The following is a 16,812-nucleotide window of genomic DNA, read 5'->3' as shown; positions in this document are numbered from 1 at the left end:
AGAGAGTCTTTCCGCCGCGCAGACGCGCGTCGGCTGGATTCCTGTGACAAGCACAGGAATGAGGGAAGGGTGGGTGCAAACAAAAAAACGGCCGGAACAACCCGGCCGTCTCTCATTCCAATATACGCAAACCCTACCAGCGATGATGCACATGCGGCGCAATCAGCCGCTCGTAGATCTCGCGTGTCGCGGCCATCACATCATGCGAAAGCGGCGCAAGGCTGGCAGCGGCTGCATTGGCTTTCGCCTGCTCGCCATTGCGCGCGCCGGGGATGACCACGGTGACGGCTTCGTGCATCAGGATCCAGCGGAGTGCAAAGGCCGCCATCGTGGTGCCCGCGGGCACCAGCTTGCGCACTTCCTCGACCGCTTGCAGGCCGACTTCGAAGGGCACGCCGGCAAAGGTCTCGCCGACATCGAAGGCTTCGCCGTTGCGGTTGAAGTTGCGGTGGTCGTCGCTGGCGAACTTGGTGTCGCGGGTGATCTTGCCGGAGAGCAGGCCGCTGGCCAACGGCACGCGGGCAATGACCGCGACATTCTTGCGGCGGGCTTCCTGGAAGAACAGGTGATCAGGACGCTGCCGGAAGATGTTGTAGATGATCTGGATGCTCTCGACGCCCGGGAATTCAATGGCCTTTAGGGCTTCCTCTACCTTCTCGACGCTGACGCCATAGCCCTTGATCTTGCCGGCCTTCTGCAGCTCGTTCAGACCTTCGAACACTTCGGCGCGGTAGAGCACTTCCGTCGGAGGGCAGTGCAGCTGCACGAGGTCGAGACTGTCGACCTCGAGATTCTTCAGGCTGCGATCGATGAAGCCTTCGAGGTTCGCCTTGGTATAGCCGTCGGCGACATGCGGGTTGAGACGGCGGCCGGCCTTGGTGGCGACCATCGGCCGCTTGCCGCCGCGGCTCTTCAGCACATCGGCGACGATCTTTTCCGAGCGGCCGTCACCATAGACATCGGCGGTATCGATGAAGGTCATGCCGGCATCGAGCGCGGCGTTGAGTGCGGCGCGTCCATCAGCCTCGCTGACATCGCCCCAGGAGCCCCCGATCTGCCAGGCGCCGAAGCCGATATTGGTGACCGAGAACGGCATGCGGCCGAAACTATGCTCTTTCATGGAAATCTCCCTCGTGATGAAACTGCATCGCAACTAGCAGCCGCCGCAAATGGCGGCAAGCGTGCGACCGCAAGGGAGATAGGGCAGGGTCTCACTTCTTCGAGAAGGTGACCCGGACAGTGGCGACAGGGAAGCCGAATTTGCTGACCCAGGCGGTGTTGAGCAGCGTCCCGTCCGGCTGGCGGCGGATCGTATCGTGGAAACGCACGATGTTCTGCTTGGGGCCCGGCGCGATATCGACGAGATAGCTGTAGCGCGCCACATCGCCTTTGATCACTACCTCGGCAGGACCAACGACATCCTCGCGGGTGCCGCTGTAGCGCCCCGGCGCCGTTTTGACGAATCGCCAGGTTTTTCGCTCGCGAATGCCATCCGCGTAGACAAAGTCCTCCCGAAGCGTGAGCTGCTTGCCGTTCCAGCGGCCGGTCAGCGCCACGCGGAACTTGCGATCGACGCCGTTGATCGCCTTGAACTCGCCCTCGGCCACGCTGCGCCCGGCAAAGAAATCCTCGAGCGCGAAATCGCGGGCACTCGCCAGATGCGGCAGGGCGATGATGGCAAGCATGGCGGCGATAATGATAAGACCGGTGCGGCGCATGGTCTTCCTCCACTTCAAATCAGCCTGTTCCTGACCTACGTTTCGGCTGACGCACCGGATCAATCGCAGGAGAATCAAAATGGACATCAAGCAGGCCGGATCGCGGCCCTCGACCAGGCCATCCGCCGACTATTTCACCGGCACCGTCCGCCTCGATCCGATCGTCGAAGGCCCGGATCCGGCGCGGGTGCGCGCCGCCACCGTCACCTTCGAACCGGGCGCCCGCACGGCCTGGCATACGCACCCCCTCGGACAGACGCTGATCGTGACCTCGGGACGAGGCCTGGTACAGGTCTGGGGGCAGGACACCCGCGAAATCCGCACTGGCGACGTCGTCTGGTTTGAGCCCGGCGAAAAGCACTGGCATGGTGCTGCACCCGACACGGCGATGAGCCACATCGCCATCCAGGAGGCGCTGAACGGTTCCCCGGTCGATTGGATGGAGCATGTCAGCGACGATCAATATGCAGGAAAGAGCTGGACCGTTTCGCGCCAGGCCTAGGCGGAAGCGGGCGATCGGCGGTCTGCCGATCGCCGCGCGGCATCAGAGCCGCTTCAGGCAATAGGAAAAATGCGCGTGTGATTCGACGGTCAGGAACTCGAACTGCCAGCCGTAATCCTTGCAGAGCTTGGTGACCGCCTCGACGACGCCATAGACGATCGGCTTCACGGTATTGCCGGTGCAGAAATCATGCCCGGCAATCCGCCCCGTCCGCTTCACCTTCTTCTCGCAAAGCAGCAGTTCCTGCCAGGTGAGCTCGAAGGAATGGTCGGTGTCGATATAGGCCCAGTCGAGAAAACCGTCCTCGAATTCGGCCAGCTTCTCCAGCGAGGTGCCCTGCATCAGTTTGACCTGACCAGAGGCGATTTCGGCCTCGAACTTCGTGTGGACGTCGTGCAGGCCGGAGCTATAGCGGTCCATCCCCCAGGGATCGATGAGGAAAAGCTGGGACGGCCGATTCTTCTCGATGATCTCGGCGGTATATTCACCGAAGGCAACGCCCACCTCGACCCCGATTCCGCCATTCGGGATGCGGTAGAGCAGCTCGCCGCGATCCGGGAGAAGCCTGGCATTCTCCATATGGTGAGCCGAAAGCTGTGTCCGCGGCATCGCCGCACGCTGCGCCTGCCGTTCTTCGCGTGTCTTCATGATTCTCGCCTTATCCGGGGCAATTCTACTTCACTGACTGCCAAGTAGCCGAAAGACGCGGGAGCGCCAACATCGGAGCCGCGATGTGGGATCAAATATCTGAGATTTAACTTGGGAAAAGAATGGTGGGCGATGAGATACGGCACGCTCGCCGTGATACCAATGACTTACGCGGAAATGAGACGTCAGAAAATATTGAGCAAAAACAGTGCTCGACAAAATTCGATGTCTCACCGGAAATAGCCGGAGCGGCGCTCTGGTTCAGCCGCAATTCGGATGAGGTGCGCGGCAATCCCCTGCTTGAGCTGATGGCTCGATTTGAGCTCAGTATCAGGGATGCCGTCACGGCGTCGAAACTAGCTCATGCGCTTCGATTTCCGAGGGCCGCAGAATGAGCGAGTATCAGGCATCCGCTGCCCTTCTTCGATCGCTGGGCCGCTTTGGGGCGGACCCGAGGCGCGATCGTTATTTCGAGAGCGGGCAGGGCACACGCGCAGCGACACAATCCCACCTCAAACAGGCTGCCTCAAACTCGATTGATCGGGTGGTCACGACGGCACGGAGGCAGCGGCCTACGACCGAGGAGCGACAGAAAGAGGTTGAGCGTCGTCGCGTCTGGGGGAGTGGCGGCAATATGCCCGACAAGGTGCGCGCCCGGTACACTGAAGCCGAGCGCGCGGCGCTGTCCGTCATCGGTGAGCAGTGCAAGCGGAGGGGCTACTGCGATCTGTGTATCGACGAGATTGCGCGCCTGGCTGGTGTCAGCCGCACGTCGGTGCAGAACGCTATCCGGAAGGCCCGCTCGAAGGAGCTGTCGCATATCAGCGTCCGCGAGCGTCCGCAGGAGCACGGCAAGAGCCTCACCAACATCATCAAGATCACCTGTGACCTGTGGCTTGGCTGGATTGCACGAGCCATAGGGTTCAAACGTCTGAGTACTTCAGAGACTGCAGATAAAATATCTCTCTCTTTTACCGCGTGGACAGGTGGAAAAGGGCTTTCGAGGAAGGAGGAGGCGAGCGCCTCATCCAGTGGTTGCAACGCGGCAAAAGAGGCTGACGAACATGGGCAGACTGAGATCACTTCCACCACGGTTGAAGACGATTGCGCCTCGGCTATCAGGCGCAACGGCCGCGCCAGAGTCGAGGAAGGAAGCGGAAGCGCAGCGTACCCGGCGCAGAGATCAGGAAGATGCTGGCAGAGCCCTCTACAACACCAGAGCCTGGAAGAAGCTGCGGGAGGAGGTGATCGTCCGAGATCATCTCATTTGCCAGAAGACTGGCGTTCTCTGCATCGGCAAGCACCCGGCCCCCAACAGTCCAGTAGCTGACCACGTTATCCCTCACCGCGGAGACCCGGCATTGTTCTGGGACAAGAACAATATCCAGACCGTCAGCAAGGCCTATCACGACAGCCAGAAACAGCGCGAGGAGCGCTCAGGATCATGGTGAACCAGAATTGGGACTACGCACGTGCCGAGGTGGCTGAGCTGTGCGCGAGGCTACTAGCCGAGGGTGTAAACGCTCAGCAGCTGCGCGTGGCGCTATCCATCCGCGCTCAAGAGATGACGATTGAAGAGGTTGGCCGCGAGCATGCCGCCACCGTGTTTAGGTGCATTGCCAACTCGATCGAGGACTACGACGCGCCAGATCCGCACCTCGACGACGCTGAAGACATGCGGCCGAGCCTGACCGTCATCGAGGGCGGGGGCGGGTCAAAAGTCTAGAAGGGTCGATCCCTGTACACCCGCGCCCCTCTCACGCAGATAATTTTTTTCTTCCCACGCACAAATTGGGCTTCGTGAGCCGATATCTCAGTTTTCACGCCCGACAAGCAATTGAAAAGGTTAGCAAAAATATGCCTGACAACAACAATCCCGCGAATGACGCAGATTTATTTTCCCGCAAGGCTGCAGCCGATCAACTGATCACCGGAGCGGTTCGGGTCATGCTCGCAGACGGCATCCCTCTGCCGCTCATCATCGACCGGCTTTTGAGCTTCGCAGCGGTCCAGTCGAGTGTCGTCGATGGTCCGCACAAGACCGCAGAAGCGTTCCGAGAGATGGCTAACCGCATAGAGGCTGGGGCGCTCATCGGGAAGGCGCTTCAGTGATGCCGATAACGTGGCTTTTCCACAGCCGCCGCCAAGGGGCATTGACTGGCATGCGCGATCGGCATATCTCTGCGAACAAGGCATGCGAGACGCTGCCGAGGTCCGAGGGTCAAATCTTGGTCCGCCTGGCCCACCGGCATGCGAGATGCTGCCGAACCAGTCGCAAATACTGAACGCGCTTGGCGCGGGATGATCCGTTTTCATTAACGGCGGCGATTGGTAGTTTTGGCCCTTGGCAATTCCCCACGCCGCCTCACGTTGAGGCAAACATCATGAATAAAACTGTTCGCATGCCGAGTGCCGCCGCCGTTCTTATGGCCGCCGCCCGCCCGAAAGGCGTCCTCTCTTCGGTGCGCTCCGAAACTGATCCGCTGCCGGAACTGCTCCGGAACCTCAAAAACGAGGTGACGCGCATGGCCGATTTCGGTGATCGCGCGGATCGTCTGGAAAATCGTGTTGAGCAGATCGCCACCCGCCAGACCGATCTTGAGCAGTCTGGCGCTGGCCGCCGGCGCAATTCTGGCGGTGATCCCGCGTCCTGGGGGCAGACGGTAACACAGAGCCAGGATTACAAGCAGTTCGTCGCTAACAGCTGCAAGGGCAAGGCGAAAATCGGCGTCAACAACGCGTTGACCTCGATCAGCACGTCTGGAGGGGCGTTGATCCGCTCCGATCGCGACTCGAATGGCGTTTTGCTGCCCCGGCGCCGTCTGACCGTTCGCGCGCTGTGCGGGCAGGGCAAGACCGGCTCTAACTCGGTCGAGTACTTCAAGGAAAAGACCTTCGTCAACAATGCCGCAGCGGTTGCCGAGGGCGATCAGAAGCCGGAAAGTTCCCTCGAATATGAGCTAGCCGATACGCCGGTGCGCACGATTGCGCACTGGATCCCCGCCTCGCGCCAGGTCATGGAAGATGCGCCGCAGCTCGCTACGCTCGTTGATAGTTCGCTGCGCTATGGCCTTGCCGTCAAGGAAGAAAGCCAGCTTCTGTACGGCGACGGAACAGGCCAGAACCTCAATGGGATGATGCCGCAGGCAACGGCTTTCGACCTCACTCGGATTGTGGAAAGCACGGACACCCGCATTGACGTTATCCGCCATGCGATCAGCCAGGCGGAAGAGGCAGACCTGCCTGCCTCCGGCATCATCCTGAATACTCGCGACTGGTTGGGGATGCTCGGTATCAAGGATGCCGATGGTAACTACCTGTCGAACGGCCCTTGGTCGGGCGGACCCGGCACGCTCTGGGGGCTCCCCGTCGTGTGGACTAATTCCATGGCGGTCGGTGATTTCCTCGTCGGCGCGTTCGAGACGGCTACGCAGATCTACGACCGCATGGATCCGGAAGTCTTGGTCTCCGACGAGGACCGCGACAACTTCATCAAGAACATGCTGACCATCCGGGGCGAGGAGCGCCTGGCTTTCGCCGTCAAGCGCGCTGCTGCGCTGATTAAGGGCGATTTCGAGATCGCACTCGGAGAATAGGGGCGCGTTACCCACGAGGCCGACGAGCTAGGCCGAAAACGGAAAGCTGACCTCCCCGCGCCCACGTTTCGTATCAGGGGTCAAGGTCTGCAAGGCTTGCAGGGTGGGGAAATTCCCCACCCTCATCTCACTTTCGGAAAGAGCCACAATGAGCGAAGAAGCGCAGCGAAAGATCAAGATCCTCACAGCGGAAGTGGAAGCGCTGCGCCGCGGGTCCGAGGCCCATGCAGCGACGATCGAGAGCGCCAATCGGGCGCTGACGAACGTGCTGGCGCTCGCTGAGACCTACTACAAGGCGCTGCAGTCGGCAGATCAGCTCATGAGGGAGCATAAGAAGCGACTGGCGCGAGACCTCGTGGCAAGCGTCGTCGCCAACTCGCAGCCCCCGAAGATTGAAATTCCCCTTGTCAGCCTGGTGACCGCGTGGACGCCGATCGATCAACTCTTGGAGGCTAAGGCTGATGGCTAGCACAACAGAACGGAAAATCGTCGAACTGGTGATTGATGCCAGTTCCGCCGAGGCCGGAGCCAGAAAATACGAGCAAGCGCTTGATCACCTCGGCATCCGGCAGGAGCAGGCGCAGGCGAGGGTGCAGGCCGCGATGGAGCGCCAGCAGCGGATCTATTCCAGCGATCTGCCTGTCTCCATCGACCGGACTGCGCAGGCGGTCGATAAACTGCGGGCTGGTTTCGACCCGCTGTTCAAAGTGCAGGCGAGGGCCGAACAGCAGATGGTCAAGACCATCGAGACATATCAGCTGGCACTGCGCCGGGGTGTTATTTCGGAGGAGGAGTTTACCCGCGATATTGCGATGTTGAAGCAGAAGCAGATCAATGACATCGAGCGTGTTCGCCTGGCGCAGGACCGCGCATCTCCGGTCGCCAATGACAACGCGGCCGGGCGGCGCCAGAACCTTGGGTATCAAGGCTTCGATATCGCGCAGGGTCTCGCTTCCGGCATGCCGCTTGGAATGATCGCCGCGCAGCAGGGTCCGCAAGTCGCGCAGCTCTATGGCGGGCCAGGTGGTCTCAAGAACGCCTTGGGAGACGTGGAGTCTTTCGCCACCTCCGTGGTTACGACGATCGGTGCTATGCCACTGGCGCTGGCGGCGGCCGGTACGGCGGCAATCATGTACGCCAAGCGCAGCGAGGTCTCGCTAGAGAACGTCGATCAGGTGATCGAAAAGCATCGAGCAAATATCGCCTCGCTTCGTGAGGCCTACGGCGTTGCAGAGCAGGGTGCGAAATCATACTCCGCCGCTGAACAGCAGATCGCGGTAGCAGCGACGAAGGGCGATCTGGACGAGATGCAGAAGTATCAACTGCAGGCGGCGCGCGAGCTGCGGATGCAGTTCGGCAGTATGCAGACGCCTGGCAAGGGCGGGCAGGCGTTCTTCAACGTTTTCCCCGACTACAAGCCTTTCGCTGGAGCCTTCAATGATCTGGACAAGGGTATTCGCGACGGTCGGATCGAGGGCGAGAAGTTCATTGATGCGATCTCCGAGATTACCCGCATCAACCCGGAATATGAGAAGTTCAGCAACAAGATCCTGGAGGCTGCCAAGCAGTTCCTGCAGATCAATACGGAGATCAGCAAGACCAAGGATCTCCTGACGCAGATCGGCACGCTGGCGCCGCTCGACCCGCTTGGCGTCTTCAGCCCTGAACGGGACGCGCAGTCTGCATCTGACCGGACGCCTTCGCTGTTCAAGCAGCAACAGGACCGTATTGCCGCTTTGCGGCAAGAGGTGGCGGCCCGCTCCCCGGCGGAGAAGGAGGCGGCCGCCAGGGCCTCCGCGGCTGCGCAGTTCAACCCGAGTGAAAGCACCACTGACCGCGACTATCGCATCGATCTGGCCGGGATGCAGGCGCGGATCGCTGCTGAGCATCAGCTTGCCGAAGCGCAGCGCGAGCGCGTTCGTTCACTGAACGAGAGTGTTAATAGCCAGCAGCTCGATATCTCTCTGATCGGCAAGACCATCGGCGAGCAGACCGCTTTGCGGGAGGCTTACCAGTTGACGGCTCAGCTTAGGGAAGAGGCCGCCCGCAATAACACGAAGGTCGATGAACAGGAGATCGAGCTTATCAAGCAGAAGGCGGCAGAGATGGGCCGTTTGGCCGATCTTTATGCGCGTCTGCAGCTCAGGAACGATCTCCAGTTCGAGCGCGACCAGATCTTTCGCTCTGATGAAGATCAGCAGATCGCTGGCCGTCTTCGTAGTGCCGGTCAGCCGGTAGATTTCTCTTCGGCCGAAGCGGGCCTCATCCGCGATAACATCCGGCTTCAGGAACTGCGCGACGGCGTCAAAGGCTTCTTCTCTGATTTCAGGGACGGGCTTCTGAAGGGTGATGGTCTCGGCCAGGCGCTGGGCAATGCCATCCTGAACGCTTTGAACAATGTTCTCACCAAGATGACCGACCGGCTTATCGATCAGCTGGTGAACGGTCTGGTTGGGAATGGAACCGGATCGGGCAGCGGACTGCTGAGCAAGTTGTTCTCAGGAGCTTCGGCCGCGCCCGCAAACGATAATTTTGCGGCCAACACCACGCTTTCCAAGCTTCTCGGTGTCGGCGCCGCCAACGACAATGCGGCGGTGGGCAGCATTGCGAATTTTGCCGCAGCCATCAAGGCGAACGAGAGCGGTGGCAATTACTCGGCTCTAGGACCGCTCACGCGTAGCGGTGATCGCGCTTACGGTGCTTATCAGGTGATGGGTGCCAACGTAGGGCCGTGGACGCAGCAAGCGCTCGGCTACAGCATGACACCATCGGCCTTTCTCGCGTCGTCATCGGCCCAAGATGCGGTCTTCCAAAAGGTATTTGGTGGCTATGTCGGGAAGTATGGTGCTTCGGGGGCTGCGCAGGCGTGGTTCGGAGGGCCCGGATCGGTGGGCGGGAACGGTGCTGCCAGGGACATCCTTGGAACGTCAGGAACGGAATATGTCAACAAGTTCAACGCAAGCCTGAGTAGACTCGGAGACACGACAGCCTCGACTGTCGGCGATATGCGGGGACTCGGTCCTGCCGTTGGAAATGCCGCGCAGGGCCTGAGCACCTTTGGCAATGGGCTTGGTCAGTTCGGCCAGTCGCTTGGGAATATACAGCAGGGCGGCGGCGGTGGTTTCTTCTCGGAGCTTCTTGGGAAGATAGGCGGTTTCTTCGGTGGCGTTTCGCCCACCAGCTCTTTCTGGGCGCCGAACACCACTTACGGCGCATTTCTGGGGCTTTCAGGCGGTGGCTATACCGGGCCGGGCGGTGTCAATGATCCGGCTGGCATCGTCCATCGTGGGGAAGTCGTCTGGAGCCAGAGCGATATTGAGCGTGCCGGCGGTGTGGCGACCGTAGAGGCGATGCGTCTTGGAAAACGAGGTTACGCGATGGGTGGCGCCGGAGGATACGCGCCATCCAGCAGCCGCACCAGTGGCCCGCAGGCGGCAAACGTCAACGTCGATGTCAAGGTGATGAACAACAACGGTTCCGACGTGAAGGTGCAGAAGCGCAATACCGCCGATGGTCTACAGCTGGACGTCATCATCGATCAGGCTGTGGCCGACAAGATCAACACGCCTGGATCTCAATCTCGCAGCGCCATGAAATCGCAGTTCGGATTGACAGGGAGCCTCGCCCGAAGATAGTCGCCGGGGTGATTGACGGCTAAATCTGTCCACTTTTCATGTTCGCAACTTGAGAACTTTGATCGGGTCTGCAGCTTTGCAGGCCCGTTTCGCTGACGCCTACGCGAGGGGTCAGCTTATCTTCATCGCCTTCCAGCTATCCTGTCCGGTAGAATACTCGGTTTTACCCTGCTCGCAGCTGGAGATGAGAACCTCAAGAATGCGGGCGTTGATGGCGTCGATCTTCAAGGCAAAATCCCTCATTTTCCCGAAATCTATAACACGCGACTGGCCACCTTTTCCGCCACTAACTTGAGTGACGCCGGCCTTCCCGTTCTCAGAACCCCACACGCCATGCACGGCCTGATCTCGCTGTGTCTTGATCGACAGAGCATCGTCACAAATCAAACCTATCTGTTTCGCCCATGGCGGGAGAAGTTGGGCTTGCGCCTGTTCTTTCAGAAAGCGCGCTCTTTCGACGAAAGATGCTCGGTTGCCGCGGCCGCTATCAAATGGCTCTCCATTGTTAGCGGCCGTGACATAAGCGCCTAGGAGAAACTCCAGATGGGACCAATTGTGCGCAATCAAGCCTATTCCAGCAAGTTCGTTGTCGGAAATAGCAGGCATAACCCTGAATCCGCTTTTGTTGATTGTAAGCATCGAGGAGCCTTTCATAGCGGTTTGTGCGGCTGCAGCAGCCGACAAGCTGTCGTTTGCTGATCAGGGTTCGCCAAGTTGGCGACTCCTCAAAAAAAGGCGGGGGAGCTGTTCCACCGCGTTTCAAGTCGCCAAGTTGGCGACTTGATCGGGTCCGCAAATCTGCCGACCCGTCCTCATCTCGGATTGCGCTCCCTCAGTTCAGCGAGGAGGTCCAGTCGCTCTTTGGCGATGCGCTTCGCATCCTCGATGTCTTCCTTGAACGTGATCGCCTTCGCCACCTGGGAGAGGATCAGTAGGGTGTCGTGCAGCTCGCCAGCTGGCTTCGTCATCCGCTCGTCCCAAGCCTTGTATATCTTGAGGAGAGTATCGCTGTCTTTCTTTGGGCTGTCGGAAATCTCTCGCATAAGTTCGACAGGTATCGTGATGAAGATCTGCTCGGCCGCTTGGACCATTCCTTCCATCTCGTCACCCACTGCAAGGCCGATTTGGCATAGGCGGCGAATAGCGTCAGACCGTGTCGCAATGCGATTTTTGAAGCGCCAGTCGTCAATGGCCTCCTTCTCTTCTTCGGAGAGGTACATGTGAATTCGATGTTCACGCGGCTCGACCATACTTATCACCTAAAAATCGGCACACCTTGCACCGTCATGTATTGACTAATCCCCGCAAAAGATCAATGCTCGAAAAATCGGCACATGCAGTGCAGATTGCATCGATAACGTGAGGCGAAAATGCAAGCGAAGACCGTGAGGCTCCCCGTCATGATGGAGCCGAGCATGATTGAGCAAATTGACGACTGGAGCTTCGATAACCGGGTACGCACCAGGGCGGGCGCAGTTAGAAGGCTCATCCTGAAGGGCTTAGCTGCGGAGCAAGAAGCAGAAACGAAAAAAGCCGACGCAGCGGCCTAGAGAACCCGCGTCGGCTTTTCAAACACCTGAAAGGTATCAAATGCAGACGGACCATAACGCAAATGGTGGCCGGGGCGCAAGTGTCGTCTCTCGCCGCAAATTCTTCCAGATCGCCGCCGCTGGCACCGCCGCAACATTGCCAGTGGCGGCCAGCGCTGCGGCAGCCGAGACGACCTCCCGGCTACCGCAGCTCACCGACGAGCAGCAGCTCGAGAATTGCATTTCTCAGCTGCGCGACATTCTGCAGCGCATGAACCCAGCATCGAAATTGCACCCGGAATTCTACAGCGTCCGCCAGGACGGGTCTTTCCGCTTTTGCCTGCAGGGTGACGTGACGTTCCAGCCGTTTGATGGCGATGGGATCTACCTGGTGAGCGTGGACGGCTCGATTTGGGAATACCTTGTTCGCGAAGAGCCCGTCATATCGCTGGCAGGAAATTCGCTGGGCTATTCTCACTATTATGGCCGCGCCCGCGCCGACGATGGCGGCTGGGATGACTTTGAAAGATGGGTCACGAATTTCGTTAGAAAGGTCGGGGAGGTGCCAACATGGAGCGATTGAAGGTCGAACCTCTGCCACTGAGAAAGATCGTCGGCCGACTGACGGACATTCAAGGCGCGTTGGAATGCGCCGCGATCGTTGCCTACAACACCGAGCCAGCAGACCAGAGCGAGGCAAGGCGGGTGTCAGCTGTTGCCCGTTCAATCGATTGCTGCGTGTCTTCACTCCTTTACGTGATGGAGCTGCTTGAAGAGATCGAGCTTGAGAGCCGAAAGGCGATCGGCAAAAGGAACACGGCATGAAGGCCTCGCTTCGCGAAATCTCGATCCCACGCTTTGCACTTCGCCGCGACGAAGCGGCGGCGTCACTGGCGATCTCACCCTCGACGTTCGATATCTGGATCAAGCGCGGATATATGCCGGAAGGCCGATCGGTTGGTGGCGTGACGCTTTGGGACACGAACAGGCTTCGCGAAGCGTGGGACCGCCTGCAGGATGCGCAGGAGGCTGAAGACGATGGCGACAACCCCTTCGATGGGGTTGTCGCATGATCAAGCCGAGACTGCCGCGCTTCTGCGTTTTCGATCCGGATCGGAGAGGGAACGGGCGCTATTACGTGCGCAAGAAGGGCGCGCCGAAGATCCGCATCAAGGCCGCATTCGAATCACGGCCGGGCGAGATATCGAAAGCCTTCATGGATGAGTATTGGGCGGCGCTGGCCTCCATCGACGGGACGATCGCCGCTGCACCAGCGAAAGTGACTGCGCGAGAGGACACATTCAACTGGCTCTGCGACCAGTATTACCGATCGGACCTCTTCCAGCGCTTCGACCGTGATACGCAGCGCGATAAGCGTAGCGTCCTGACGCGGTTCTGCGAGGGCGCCGGCGAGCTGCCATATAAGAAGTATCGCAAAGAGGACATGGAGAAGAGCCAGCTAAAGCGCCGCGACAAGCCGGGCGCTGCCGACAAGCTGGTGAAGGTCATTAAGGCTCTCTTCAATTGGGCGATCGAAAAGAAGCTTGCCACACATAACCCGGCCGTGGGTGTCGCCGCCATCAATGTCGGTAGTGAGGGCTTCCACACCTGGACGCCGGAAGAGTTGGACCAGTTTCGCGAATTCTATCCGCTTGGCACCAAGCCGCGCCTGGCGATGGAGATCATGATCAATATCGGCGCCCGTCTATCGGATGCTGCCGGGATCGGTCCCCGTAACGAGACAATAATCAAGGGTGAGCGCTGGCTCCGGTTCACGGTCAAGAAGAACCGGAAACGGTTCGGACCGGTGACGATCGAGGCGCCGATGACAGACGAGTTGATCGCGGCTATTGCCGCCACTGAGATCGGCGCGGACGCCTACCTGGTGACGTCCTTCGGCAAGCCGTTCGTGACCGCTGGCCTTGGCAACAAGATGCGGGATTGGTGCAATGACGCGCACCTGCCGGACTGCTCTTCGCACGGCCTTCGGAAGGCCGCAGCGGTGGCGCTGGCTGAGAACGGCGCCAGCGCTCCGGAGCTTTGCGCCATCTTCGGATGGACGAACCTGCGGACGGCTCAAATCTACATCGACAAGGCGAATAAACGGAAGATGGCGCGTAACGCCTTCAGGCGCCGTGAGAGGGCTTCGGAGAAGCAAAGTGTCTCACTTTTGAAGGGCAAAAAGCGAAATGAGACAAACGAGGCAAAAAGCGATGCAAAATCAAATGGGAAATAAGGGAATGGTGGGCGATGAGAGACTCGAACTCCCGACATCCTCGGTGTAAACGAGGCGCTCTACCAACTGAGCTAATCGCCCTCGCGTCACGAAGCCTGTTCAGCCCGCCGCGTCGGTGGCCGTGATCTATGCGGATCGGGAAAAAACCGCAAGAGTGTTTGTGAAGATTTTTTGATTTTTTTGGAAAGGGCGCGGCAACGCAGGCTTTTCGGCTTGTGGAAAAGAGAAGGGGAGTACGCGGGCGAGTAACGCCGGGCGGATCTCTATATAGGGATCGGTGCGAGAAGGCCCCACGCGGCGTCTGCTTCGCGCGAAGTTTCAGGCACTTGCGGGCTGCATCCAAAACAATTTCCGTGCTGTCATGGATTTGTCTCCAAACCTGCTTGACACTCAAATGCGAACCCCTTAGTTAGCCGCTCATCGAAGCGGCGAGCCCGCCTCGGTAAGGAAGCGAAAGCCTCCGGATTGCTTGAAATGAATGCGGGTGTAGCTCAGTTGGTTAGAGTGCCGGCCTGTCACGCCGGAGGTCGCGGGTTCGAGCCCCGTCACTCGCGCCATTTCAAAGCAAGTGCTGAAAGGCACATTCCGGTCATCGCCTCCGCAATGCGCGGGTGTAGCTCAGTCGGTTAGAGTGCCGGCCTGTCACGCCGGAGGTCGCGGGTTCGAGCCCCGTCACTCGCGCCATTTTCTCCTCCAAGCCATGCAGAATTTCGTGGGCTGCCATGCAGCCTTCCGCAACCTAAGCGGATTTGTCGCGACATCGTTGCATCTGCTTGATAATGTCGCATCATCGTAGCTTGAATTGGTCTTCTAAAAGTCTTGCGCCGTGGCTCAGCCTGCGCTAACCACGGCTTGTTGCAACGCACGTTCGCTTGCCGGGCATTTGCCCATTGCGCCGCCCGGCGCAGCCGGCAAGCAGGGATGAACATGATGACTGAACTGCTCGGTAATTACATTCCGATCGCTATTTTCATTGGTATCGCTCTCGTTATCGGCCTGGCGCTTCTGATTGCGCCGTTCGCCGTTGCCTTCAAGGCGCCTGATTCGGAAAAGCTCTCTGCCTACGAATGCGGTTTCAATGCCTTCGACGATGCCCGCATGAAGTTCGACATCCGCTTCTATCTCGTGTCGATTCTCTTCATCATCTTCGACCTCGAAGTCGCCTTCCTGTTCCCCTGGGCCGTTTCCTTCGGCGCCATCGGCTGGTTCGGCTTCTGGTCCATGATGGTCTTCCTCTTCGTGCTGACCATCGGCTTTATCTATGAATGGAAGAAGGGAGCCCTGGAATGGGAGTGACCCCCGCCGGCAATCAGCCGCTCGTTTCTCAGGCCCCGAAGGGGATCATCGATCCCTCGACCGGCAAGCCGATCGGCGCCAATGACGCCTTCTTCGGCGAAATCAACAACGAGCTCGCCGACAAGGGCTTTCTCGTCACCTCGACCGACGAGCTGATCAACTGGGCCCGTACCGGCTCGCTGATGTGGATGACCTTCGGTCTCGCTTGCTGCGCCGTCGAAATGATGCAGCTGTCGATGCCGCGTTACGACGTCGAGCGCTTTGGCTTTGCGCCGCGCGCTTCGCCGCGCCAGTCCGACGTCATGATCGTCGCCGGCACGCTGACCAATAAGATGGCGCCTGCGCTCCGCAAGGTCTATGACCAGATGCCTGAGCCGCGTTACGTCATCTCGATGGGCTCCTGCGCCAATGGCGGCGGCTACTATCACTATTCCTATTCGGTTGTTCGCGGCTGCGACCGCGTCGTGCCGATCGACATCTACGTGCCGGGCTGTCCCCCCACGGCAGAGGCTCTGCTTTACGGCGTGCTCCTGCTGCAGAAGAAGATCCGGCGCACCGGCACGATCGAGCGGTAAGGGTTAAGGACAAGACATATGAGCGAAGCCCTCACTGAGCTGTCGTCCTATATCTCGGAAGCGCGTGGCAACCTGGTTGCCGCGTCGCAGCTGAAGTTCGGCGAATTGACCCTGACGACGACAGGTGAAAACCTGATCGCGTTGCTGACGTTCCTGCGTGATGATGCCAAGTGCGGCTTCGTCAACATGATCGACATCTGCGGCGTCGACTGGCCGCAGCGCGAGCTGCGTTTCGATGTCGTCTATCACCTTCTGTCTCCGAAGCAGAACCTGCGCATCCGCATCAAGGTCGCGACCGACGAAGACACGCCGGTCCCCTCGGCCTGCGCCGTTTATCCGGGCGCCGACTGGTTCGAGCGCGAGACTTGGGACATGTACGGCGTTCTCTTCACCGGCCACCCGGACCTGCGCCGAATCCTGACCGACTACGGTTTCGAAGGGCATCCGCTGCGCAAGGACTTCCCGACGACCGGTTTCGTCGAAGTCCGCTATGACGACGCTGCCAAGCGCGTTGTCTACGAGCCGGTCGAGCTGAAGCAGGAATTCCGCAACTTCGACTTCATGTCGCCATGGGAAGGCACGGATTATGTGCTGCCGGGCGATGAGAAGGCGAAGCAGTGAATTAGGTTTTAGGCAGTAGCCAGTAGCCAGTAGGCAATAGGAAGGAACAGGCAGACGATCAATTCCTACAGAGATTTAAAGGTCTGGCAGCGCGCCATGGATTTGGCGGTGGAGTGCTACGATCTCACGAGGGAGTTTCCAAGAGAAGAAGTCTACGGACTGGTTTCTCAGATACGTCGCGCTGCTGGATCGGTAGCGGCGAATATCGCGGAAGGTCATGGTCGCAATGTCACGGGCTCTTATGTCCAGCACTTGCGGATCGCCCAAGGGTCACTGAAGGAATTGGAAACGCATTTGATACTTTCCTCCCGAGTCGGGATCGTGCCGGCGGCCAAGCTGGAAACGGCGATGGCGTTAAGTGAGGAGATCGGAAAAATGCTGAGGTCGCTGATCAGAGGTCTGCTGGATGAACGGAATGATCGCAAGAATTAATCAAGAGCCTACTGCCTATTGGCT

General features: G+C 59.3%; 22 protein-coding genes and 3 tRNA genes. 19 read left to right on the top strand and 6 right to left on the bottom strand.

The annotated features are described in order from the left end of the window. Nucleotides 1–133 precede the first annotated feature (133 nt). Both AB4Z25_RS18500 and AB4Z25_RS18495 read right to left on the bottom strand, forming a co-directional pair. On the bottom strand, nt 134–1,120 hold the full coding sequence (locus tag AB4Z25_RS18500; RefSeq protein WP_112537426.1) for an aldo/keto reductase: 987 nt from the start codon (nt 1,118–1,120) through the stop codon (nt 134–136). Nucleotides 1,121–1,211: 91 nt separating this feature from the next. Next, the gene (locus AB4Z25_RS18495; protein WP_112537425.1) at nt 1,212–1,718 is read right to left on the bottom strand and encodes a DUF3833 family protein; all 507 of its coding nucleotides are present in this window, start codon (nt 1,716–1,718) and stop codon (nt 1,212–1,214) included. Nucleotides 1,719–1,797: 79 nt separating this feature from the next. On the opposite strand from AB4Z25_RS18495, the gene AB4Z25_RS18490 reads away from it, so the two are divergent. Beyond that, a complete protein-coding gene (locus AB4Z25_RS18490; RefSeq protein WP_112537424.1) occupies nt 1,798–2,220 on the top strand; it encodes a (R)-mandelonitrile lyase in 423 nt (140 codons plus the stop codon). A gap of 42 nt (nt 2,221–2,262) precedes the next feature. Here AB4Z25_RS18490 and AB4Z25_RS18485 read toward each other — a convergent pair whose 3' ends face one another. Next, on the bottom strand, nt 2,263–2,868 hold the full coding sequence (locus AB4Z25_RS18485) for a class I SAM-dependent methyltransferase (RefSeq protein WP_112537423.1): 606 nt from the start codon (nt 2,866–2,868) through the stop codon (nt 2,263–2,265). Nucleotides 2,869–2,990: 122 nt separating this feature from the next. Here AB4Z25_RS18485 and AB4Z25_RS18480 point away from each other — a divergent pair, with 122 nt between their 5' ends. The 7 genes from AB4Z25_RS18480 to AB4Z25_RS18450 all read left to right on the top strand — a co-directional run bounded on the left by AB4Z25_RS18480 (nt 2,991) and on the right by AB4Z25_RS18450 (nt 10,099). Continuing rightward, on the top strand, nt 2,991–3,263 hold the full coding sequence (locus AB4Z25_RS18480; protein WP_442208813.1) for a hypothetical protein: 273 nt from the start codon (nt 2,991–2,993) through the stop codon (nt 3,261–3,263). After that, entirely contained in the window at nt 3,260–4,198 is a 939-nt protein-coding gene (locus AB4Z25_RS18475; RefSeq protein ID WP_442208812.1) for a hypothetical protein, read from the top strand. Before AB4Z25_RS18480 ends, AB4Z25_RS18475 begins: the two co-directional genes overlap by 4 nt. Before the next feature lie 114 nt (nt 4,199–4,312). After that, nucleotides 4,313–4,594 carry a hypothetical protein gene (locus AB4Z25_RS18470; RefSeq protein ID WP_442208811.1) on the top strand — a complete coding sequence of 94 codons (282 nt, stop codon included), beginning with the start codon at nt 4,313–4,315 and terminating at the stop codon, nt 4,592–4,594. Nucleotides 4,595–4,725: 131 nt separating this feature from the next. Further along, nucleotides 4,726–4,980: a hypothetical protein gene (locus AB4Z25_RS18465; protein ID WP_442208809.1), complete on the top strand. Its 255-nt coding sequence runs from the start codon at nt 4,726–4,728 to the stop codon at nt 4,978–4,980. 179 nt (nt 4,981–5,159) lie between these two features. After that, nucleotides 5,160–6,464, top strand: coding sequence for a phage major capsid protein (locus AB4Z25_RS18460; protein WP_442208807.1), 1,305 nt, complete (start codon nt 5,160–5,162; stop codon nt 6,462–6,464). Nucleotides 6,465–6,612: 148 nt separating this feature from the next. Then, entirely contained in the window at nt 6,613–6,933 is a 321-nt protein-coding gene (locus AB4Z25_RS18455) for a hypothetical protein (RefSeq protein WP_442208805.1), read from the top strand. Further along, complete coding sequence (locus tag AB4Z25_RS18450; RefSeq protein WP_442208804.1) at nt 6,926–10,099, top strand: phage tail length tape measure family protein; 3,174 nt, start codon at nt 6,926–6,928, stop codon at nt 10,097–10,099. The genes AB4Z25_RS18455 and AB4Z25_RS18450 overlap by 8 nt, the downstream gene beginning before the upstream one ends. 111 nt (nt 10,100–10,210) lie before the next feature. Here the strand turns inward: AB4Z25_RS18450 and AB4Z25_RS18445 are convergent, their stop codons facing one another. Next, complete coding sequence (locus AB4Z25_RS18445; protein WP_442208802.1) at nt 10,211–10,783, bottom strand: hypothetical protein; 573 nt, start codon at nt 10,781–10,783, stop codon at nt 10,211–10,213. Nucleotides 10,784–10,911: 128 nt separating this feature from the next. Further along, nucleotides 10,912–11,349, bottom strand: coding sequence for a hypothetical protein (locus tag AB4Z25_RS18440; protein WP_442208801.1), 438 nt, complete (start codon nt 11,347–11,349; stop codon nt 10,912–10,914). Between the two features lie 165 nt (nt 11,350–11,514). Between AB4Z25_RS18440 and AB4Z25_RS18435 the strand changes: the two genes are divergently transcribed. Genes AB4Z25_RS18435 through AB4Z25_RS18415 form a run of 5 tightly spaced genes read left to right on the top strand, consistent with a single transcriptional unit; the run spans nt 11,515 to nt 13,864 of the window. Next, nucleotides 11,515–11,649, top strand: a complete 135-nt coding sequence (locus AB4Z25_RS18435) for a hypothetical protein (protein WP_442208800.1) — start codon at nt 11,515–11,517, stop codon at nt 11,647–11,649. Nucleotides 11,650–11,689: 40 nt separating this feature from the next. Beyond that, a complete protein-coding gene (locus AB4Z25_RS18430; RefSeq protein ID WP_442208799.1) occupies nt 11,690–12,211 on the top strand; it encodes a hypothetical protein in 522 nt (173 codons plus the stop codon). Further along, a complete protein-coding gene (locus tag AB4Z25_RS18425) occupies nt 12,199–12,453 on the top strand; it encodes a hypothetical protein (RefSeq protein WP_442208798.1) in 255 nt (84 codons plus the stop codon). The genes AB4Z25_RS18430 and AB4Z25_RS18425 overlap by 13 nt, the downstream gene beginning before the upstream one ends. Next, nucleotides 12,450–12,701, top strand: coding sequence for a helix-turn-helix transcriptional regulator (locus AB4Z25_RS18420; RefSeq protein WP_442208797.1), 252 nt, complete (start codon nt 12,450–12,452; stop codon nt 12,699–12,701). The genes AB4Z25_RS18425 and AB4Z25_RS18420 overlap by 4 nt, the downstream gene beginning before the upstream one ends. Beyond that, entirely contained in the window at nt 12,698–13,864 is a 1,167-nt protein-coding gene (locus tag AB4Z25_RS18415) for a site-specific integrase (RefSeq protein WP_442208796.1), read from the top strand. Before AB4Z25_RS18420 ends, AB4Z25_RS18415 begins: the two co-directional genes overlap by 4 nt. A gap of 5 nt (nt 13,865–13,869) precedes the next feature. Here the strand turns inward: AB4Z25_RS18415 and AB4Z25_RS18410 are convergent. Then, a tRNA-Val gene (locus tag AB4Z25_RS18410) sits at nt 13,870–13,945 on the bottom strand. A 399-nt stretch (nt 13,946–14,344) separates the two neighbouring features. Here AB4Z25_RS18410 and AB4Z25_RS18405 point away from each other — a divergent pair. From AB4Z25_RS18405 to AB4Z25_RS18380, 6 genes are all read left to right on the top strand, one after another. After that, a tRNA-Asp gene (locus AB4Z25_RS18405) sits at nt 14,345–14,421 on the top strand. A gap of 50 nt (nt 14,422–14,471) precedes the next feature. Continuing rightward, nucleotides 14,472–14,548, top strand: a tRNA-Asp gene (locus tag AB4Z25_RS18400). A gap of 246 nt (nt 14,549–14,794) precedes the next feature. Beyond that, nucleotides 14,795–15,160 carry an NADH-quinone oxidoreductase subunit A gene (locus AB4Z25_RS18395; RefSeq protein ID WP_112389750.1) on the top strand — a complete coding sequence of 122 codons (366 nt, stop codon included), beginning with the start codon at nt 14,795–14,797 and terminating at the stop codon, nt 15,158–15,160. Further along, nucleotides 15,151–15,735, top strand: coding sequence for a NuoB/complex I 20 kDa subunit family protein (locus tag AB4Z25_RS18390; protein ID WP_112389670.1), 585 nt, complete (start codon nt 15,151–15,153; stop codon nt 15,733–15,735). Before AB4Z25_RS18395 ends, AB4Z25_RS18390 begins: the two co-directional genes overlap by 10 nt. A gap of 18 nt (nt 15,736–15,753) precedes the next feature. Beyond that, nucleotides 15,754–16,356, top strand: a complete 603-nt coding sequence (locus tag AB4Z25_RS18385) for an NADH-quinone oxidoreductase subunit C (protein WP_112389671.1) — start codon at nt 15,754–15,756, stop codon at nt 16,354–16,356. Between the two features lie 36 nt (nt 16,357–16,392). Beyond that, a complete protein-coding gene (locus tag AB4Z25_RS18380; protein ID WP_442208853.1) occupies nt 16,393–16,788 on the top strand; it encodes a four helix bundle protein in 396 nt (131 codons plus the stop codon). The last annotated feature ends 24 nt before the right edge of the window (nt 16,789–16,812 follow it).

It is taken from the genome of Rhizobium sp. RAF36, from assembly GCF_052114105.1.
Lineage (GTDB): Bacteria > Pseudomonadota > Alphaproteobacteria > Rhizobiales > Rhizobiaceae > Rhizobium.
This window is presented reverse-complemented; position numbering and strand designations above follow the sequence as displayed.

What these genes read in the sequence shown, in the direction of transcription:
- AB4Z25_RS18500 (WP_112537426.1), bottom strand. Translation starts at nt 1,120, where the DNA reads ATGAAAGAGCATAGTTTCGGCCGCATGCCGTTCTCGGTCACCAATATC.
- AB4Z25_RS18425 (WP_442208798.1), top strand. Translation starts at nt 12,199, where the DNA reads ATGGAGCGATTGAAGGTCGAACCTCTGCCACTGAGAAAGATCGTCGGC.
- AB4Z25_RS18480 (WP_442208813.1), top strand. Translation starts at nt 2,991, where the DNA reads ATGGTGGGCGATGAGATACGGCACGCTCGCCGTGATACCAATGACTTA.
- AB4Z25_RS18395 (WP_112389750.1), top strand. Translation starts at nt 14,795, where the DNA reads ATGACTGAACTGCTCGGTAATTACATTCCGATCGCTATTTTCATTGGT.
- AB4Z25_RS18470 (WP_442208811.1), top strand. Translation starts at nt 4,313, where the DNA reads ATGGTGAACCAGAATTGGGACTACGCACGTGCCGAGGTGGCTGAGCTG.
- AB4Z25_RS18415 (WP_442208796.1), top strand. Translation starts at nt 12,698, where the DNA reads ATGATCAAGCCGAGACTGCCGCGCTTCTGCGTTTTCGATCCGGATCGG.
- AB4Z25_RS18450 (WP_442208804.1), top strand. Translation starts at nt 6,926, where the DNA reads ATGGCTAGCACAACAGAACGGAAAATCGTCGAACTGGTGATTGATGCC.
- AB4Z25_RS18475 (WP_442208812.1), top strand. Translation starts at nt 3,260, where the DNA reads ATGAGCGAGTATCAGGCATCCGCTGCCCTTCTTCGATCGCTGGGCCGC.
- AB4Z25_RS18420 (WP_442208797.1), top strand. Translation starts at nt 12,450, where the DNA reads ATGAAGGCCTCGCTTCGCGAAATCTCGATCCCACGCTTTGCACTTCGC.
- AB4Z25_RS18385 (WP_112389671.1), top strand. Translation starts at nt 15,754, where the DNA reads ATGAGCGAAGCCCTCACTGAGCTGTCGTCCTATATCTCGGAAGCGCGT.
- AB4Z25_RS18440 (WP_442208801.1), bottom strand. Translation starts at nt 11,349, where the DNA reads ATGGTCGAGCCGCGTGAACATCGAATTCACATGTACCTCTCCGAAGAA.
- AB4Z25_RS18390 (WP_112389670.1), top strand. Translation starts at nt 15,151, where the DNA reads ATGGGAGTGACCCCCGCCGGCAATCAGCCGCTCGTTTCTCAGGCCCCG.
- AB4Z25_RS18495 (WP_112537425.1), bottom strand. Translation starts at nt 1,718, where the DNA reads ATGCGCCGCACCGGTCTTATCATTATCGCCGCCATGCTTGCCATCATC.
- AB4Z25_RS18430 (WP_442208799.1), top strand. Translation starts at nt 11,690, where the DNA reads ATGCAGACGGACCATAACGCAAATGGTGGCCGGGGCGCAAGTGTCGTC.
- AB4Z25_RS18465 (WP_442208809.1), top strand. Translation starts at nt 4,726, where the DNA reads ATGCCTGACAACAACAATCCCGCGAATGACGCAGATTTATTTTCCCGC.
- AB4Z25_RS18490 (WP_112537424.1), top strand. Translation starts at nt 1,798, where the DNA reads ATGGACATCAAGCAGGCCGGATCGCGGCCCTCGACCAGGCCATCCGCC.
- AB4Z25_RS18485 (WP_112537423.1), bottom strand. Translation starts at nt 2,868, where the DNA reads ATGAAGACACGCGAAGAACGGCAGGCGCAGCGTGCGGCGATGCCGCGG.
- AB4Z25_RS18455 (WP_442208805.1), top strand. Translation starts at nt 6,613, where the DNA reads ATGAGCGAAGAAGCGCAGCGAAAGATCAAGATCCTCACAGCGGAAGTG.
- AB4Z25_RS18435 (WP_442208800.1), top strand. Translation starts at nt 11,515, where the DNA reads ATGATTGAGCAAATTGACGACTGGAGCTTCGATAACCGGGTACGCACC.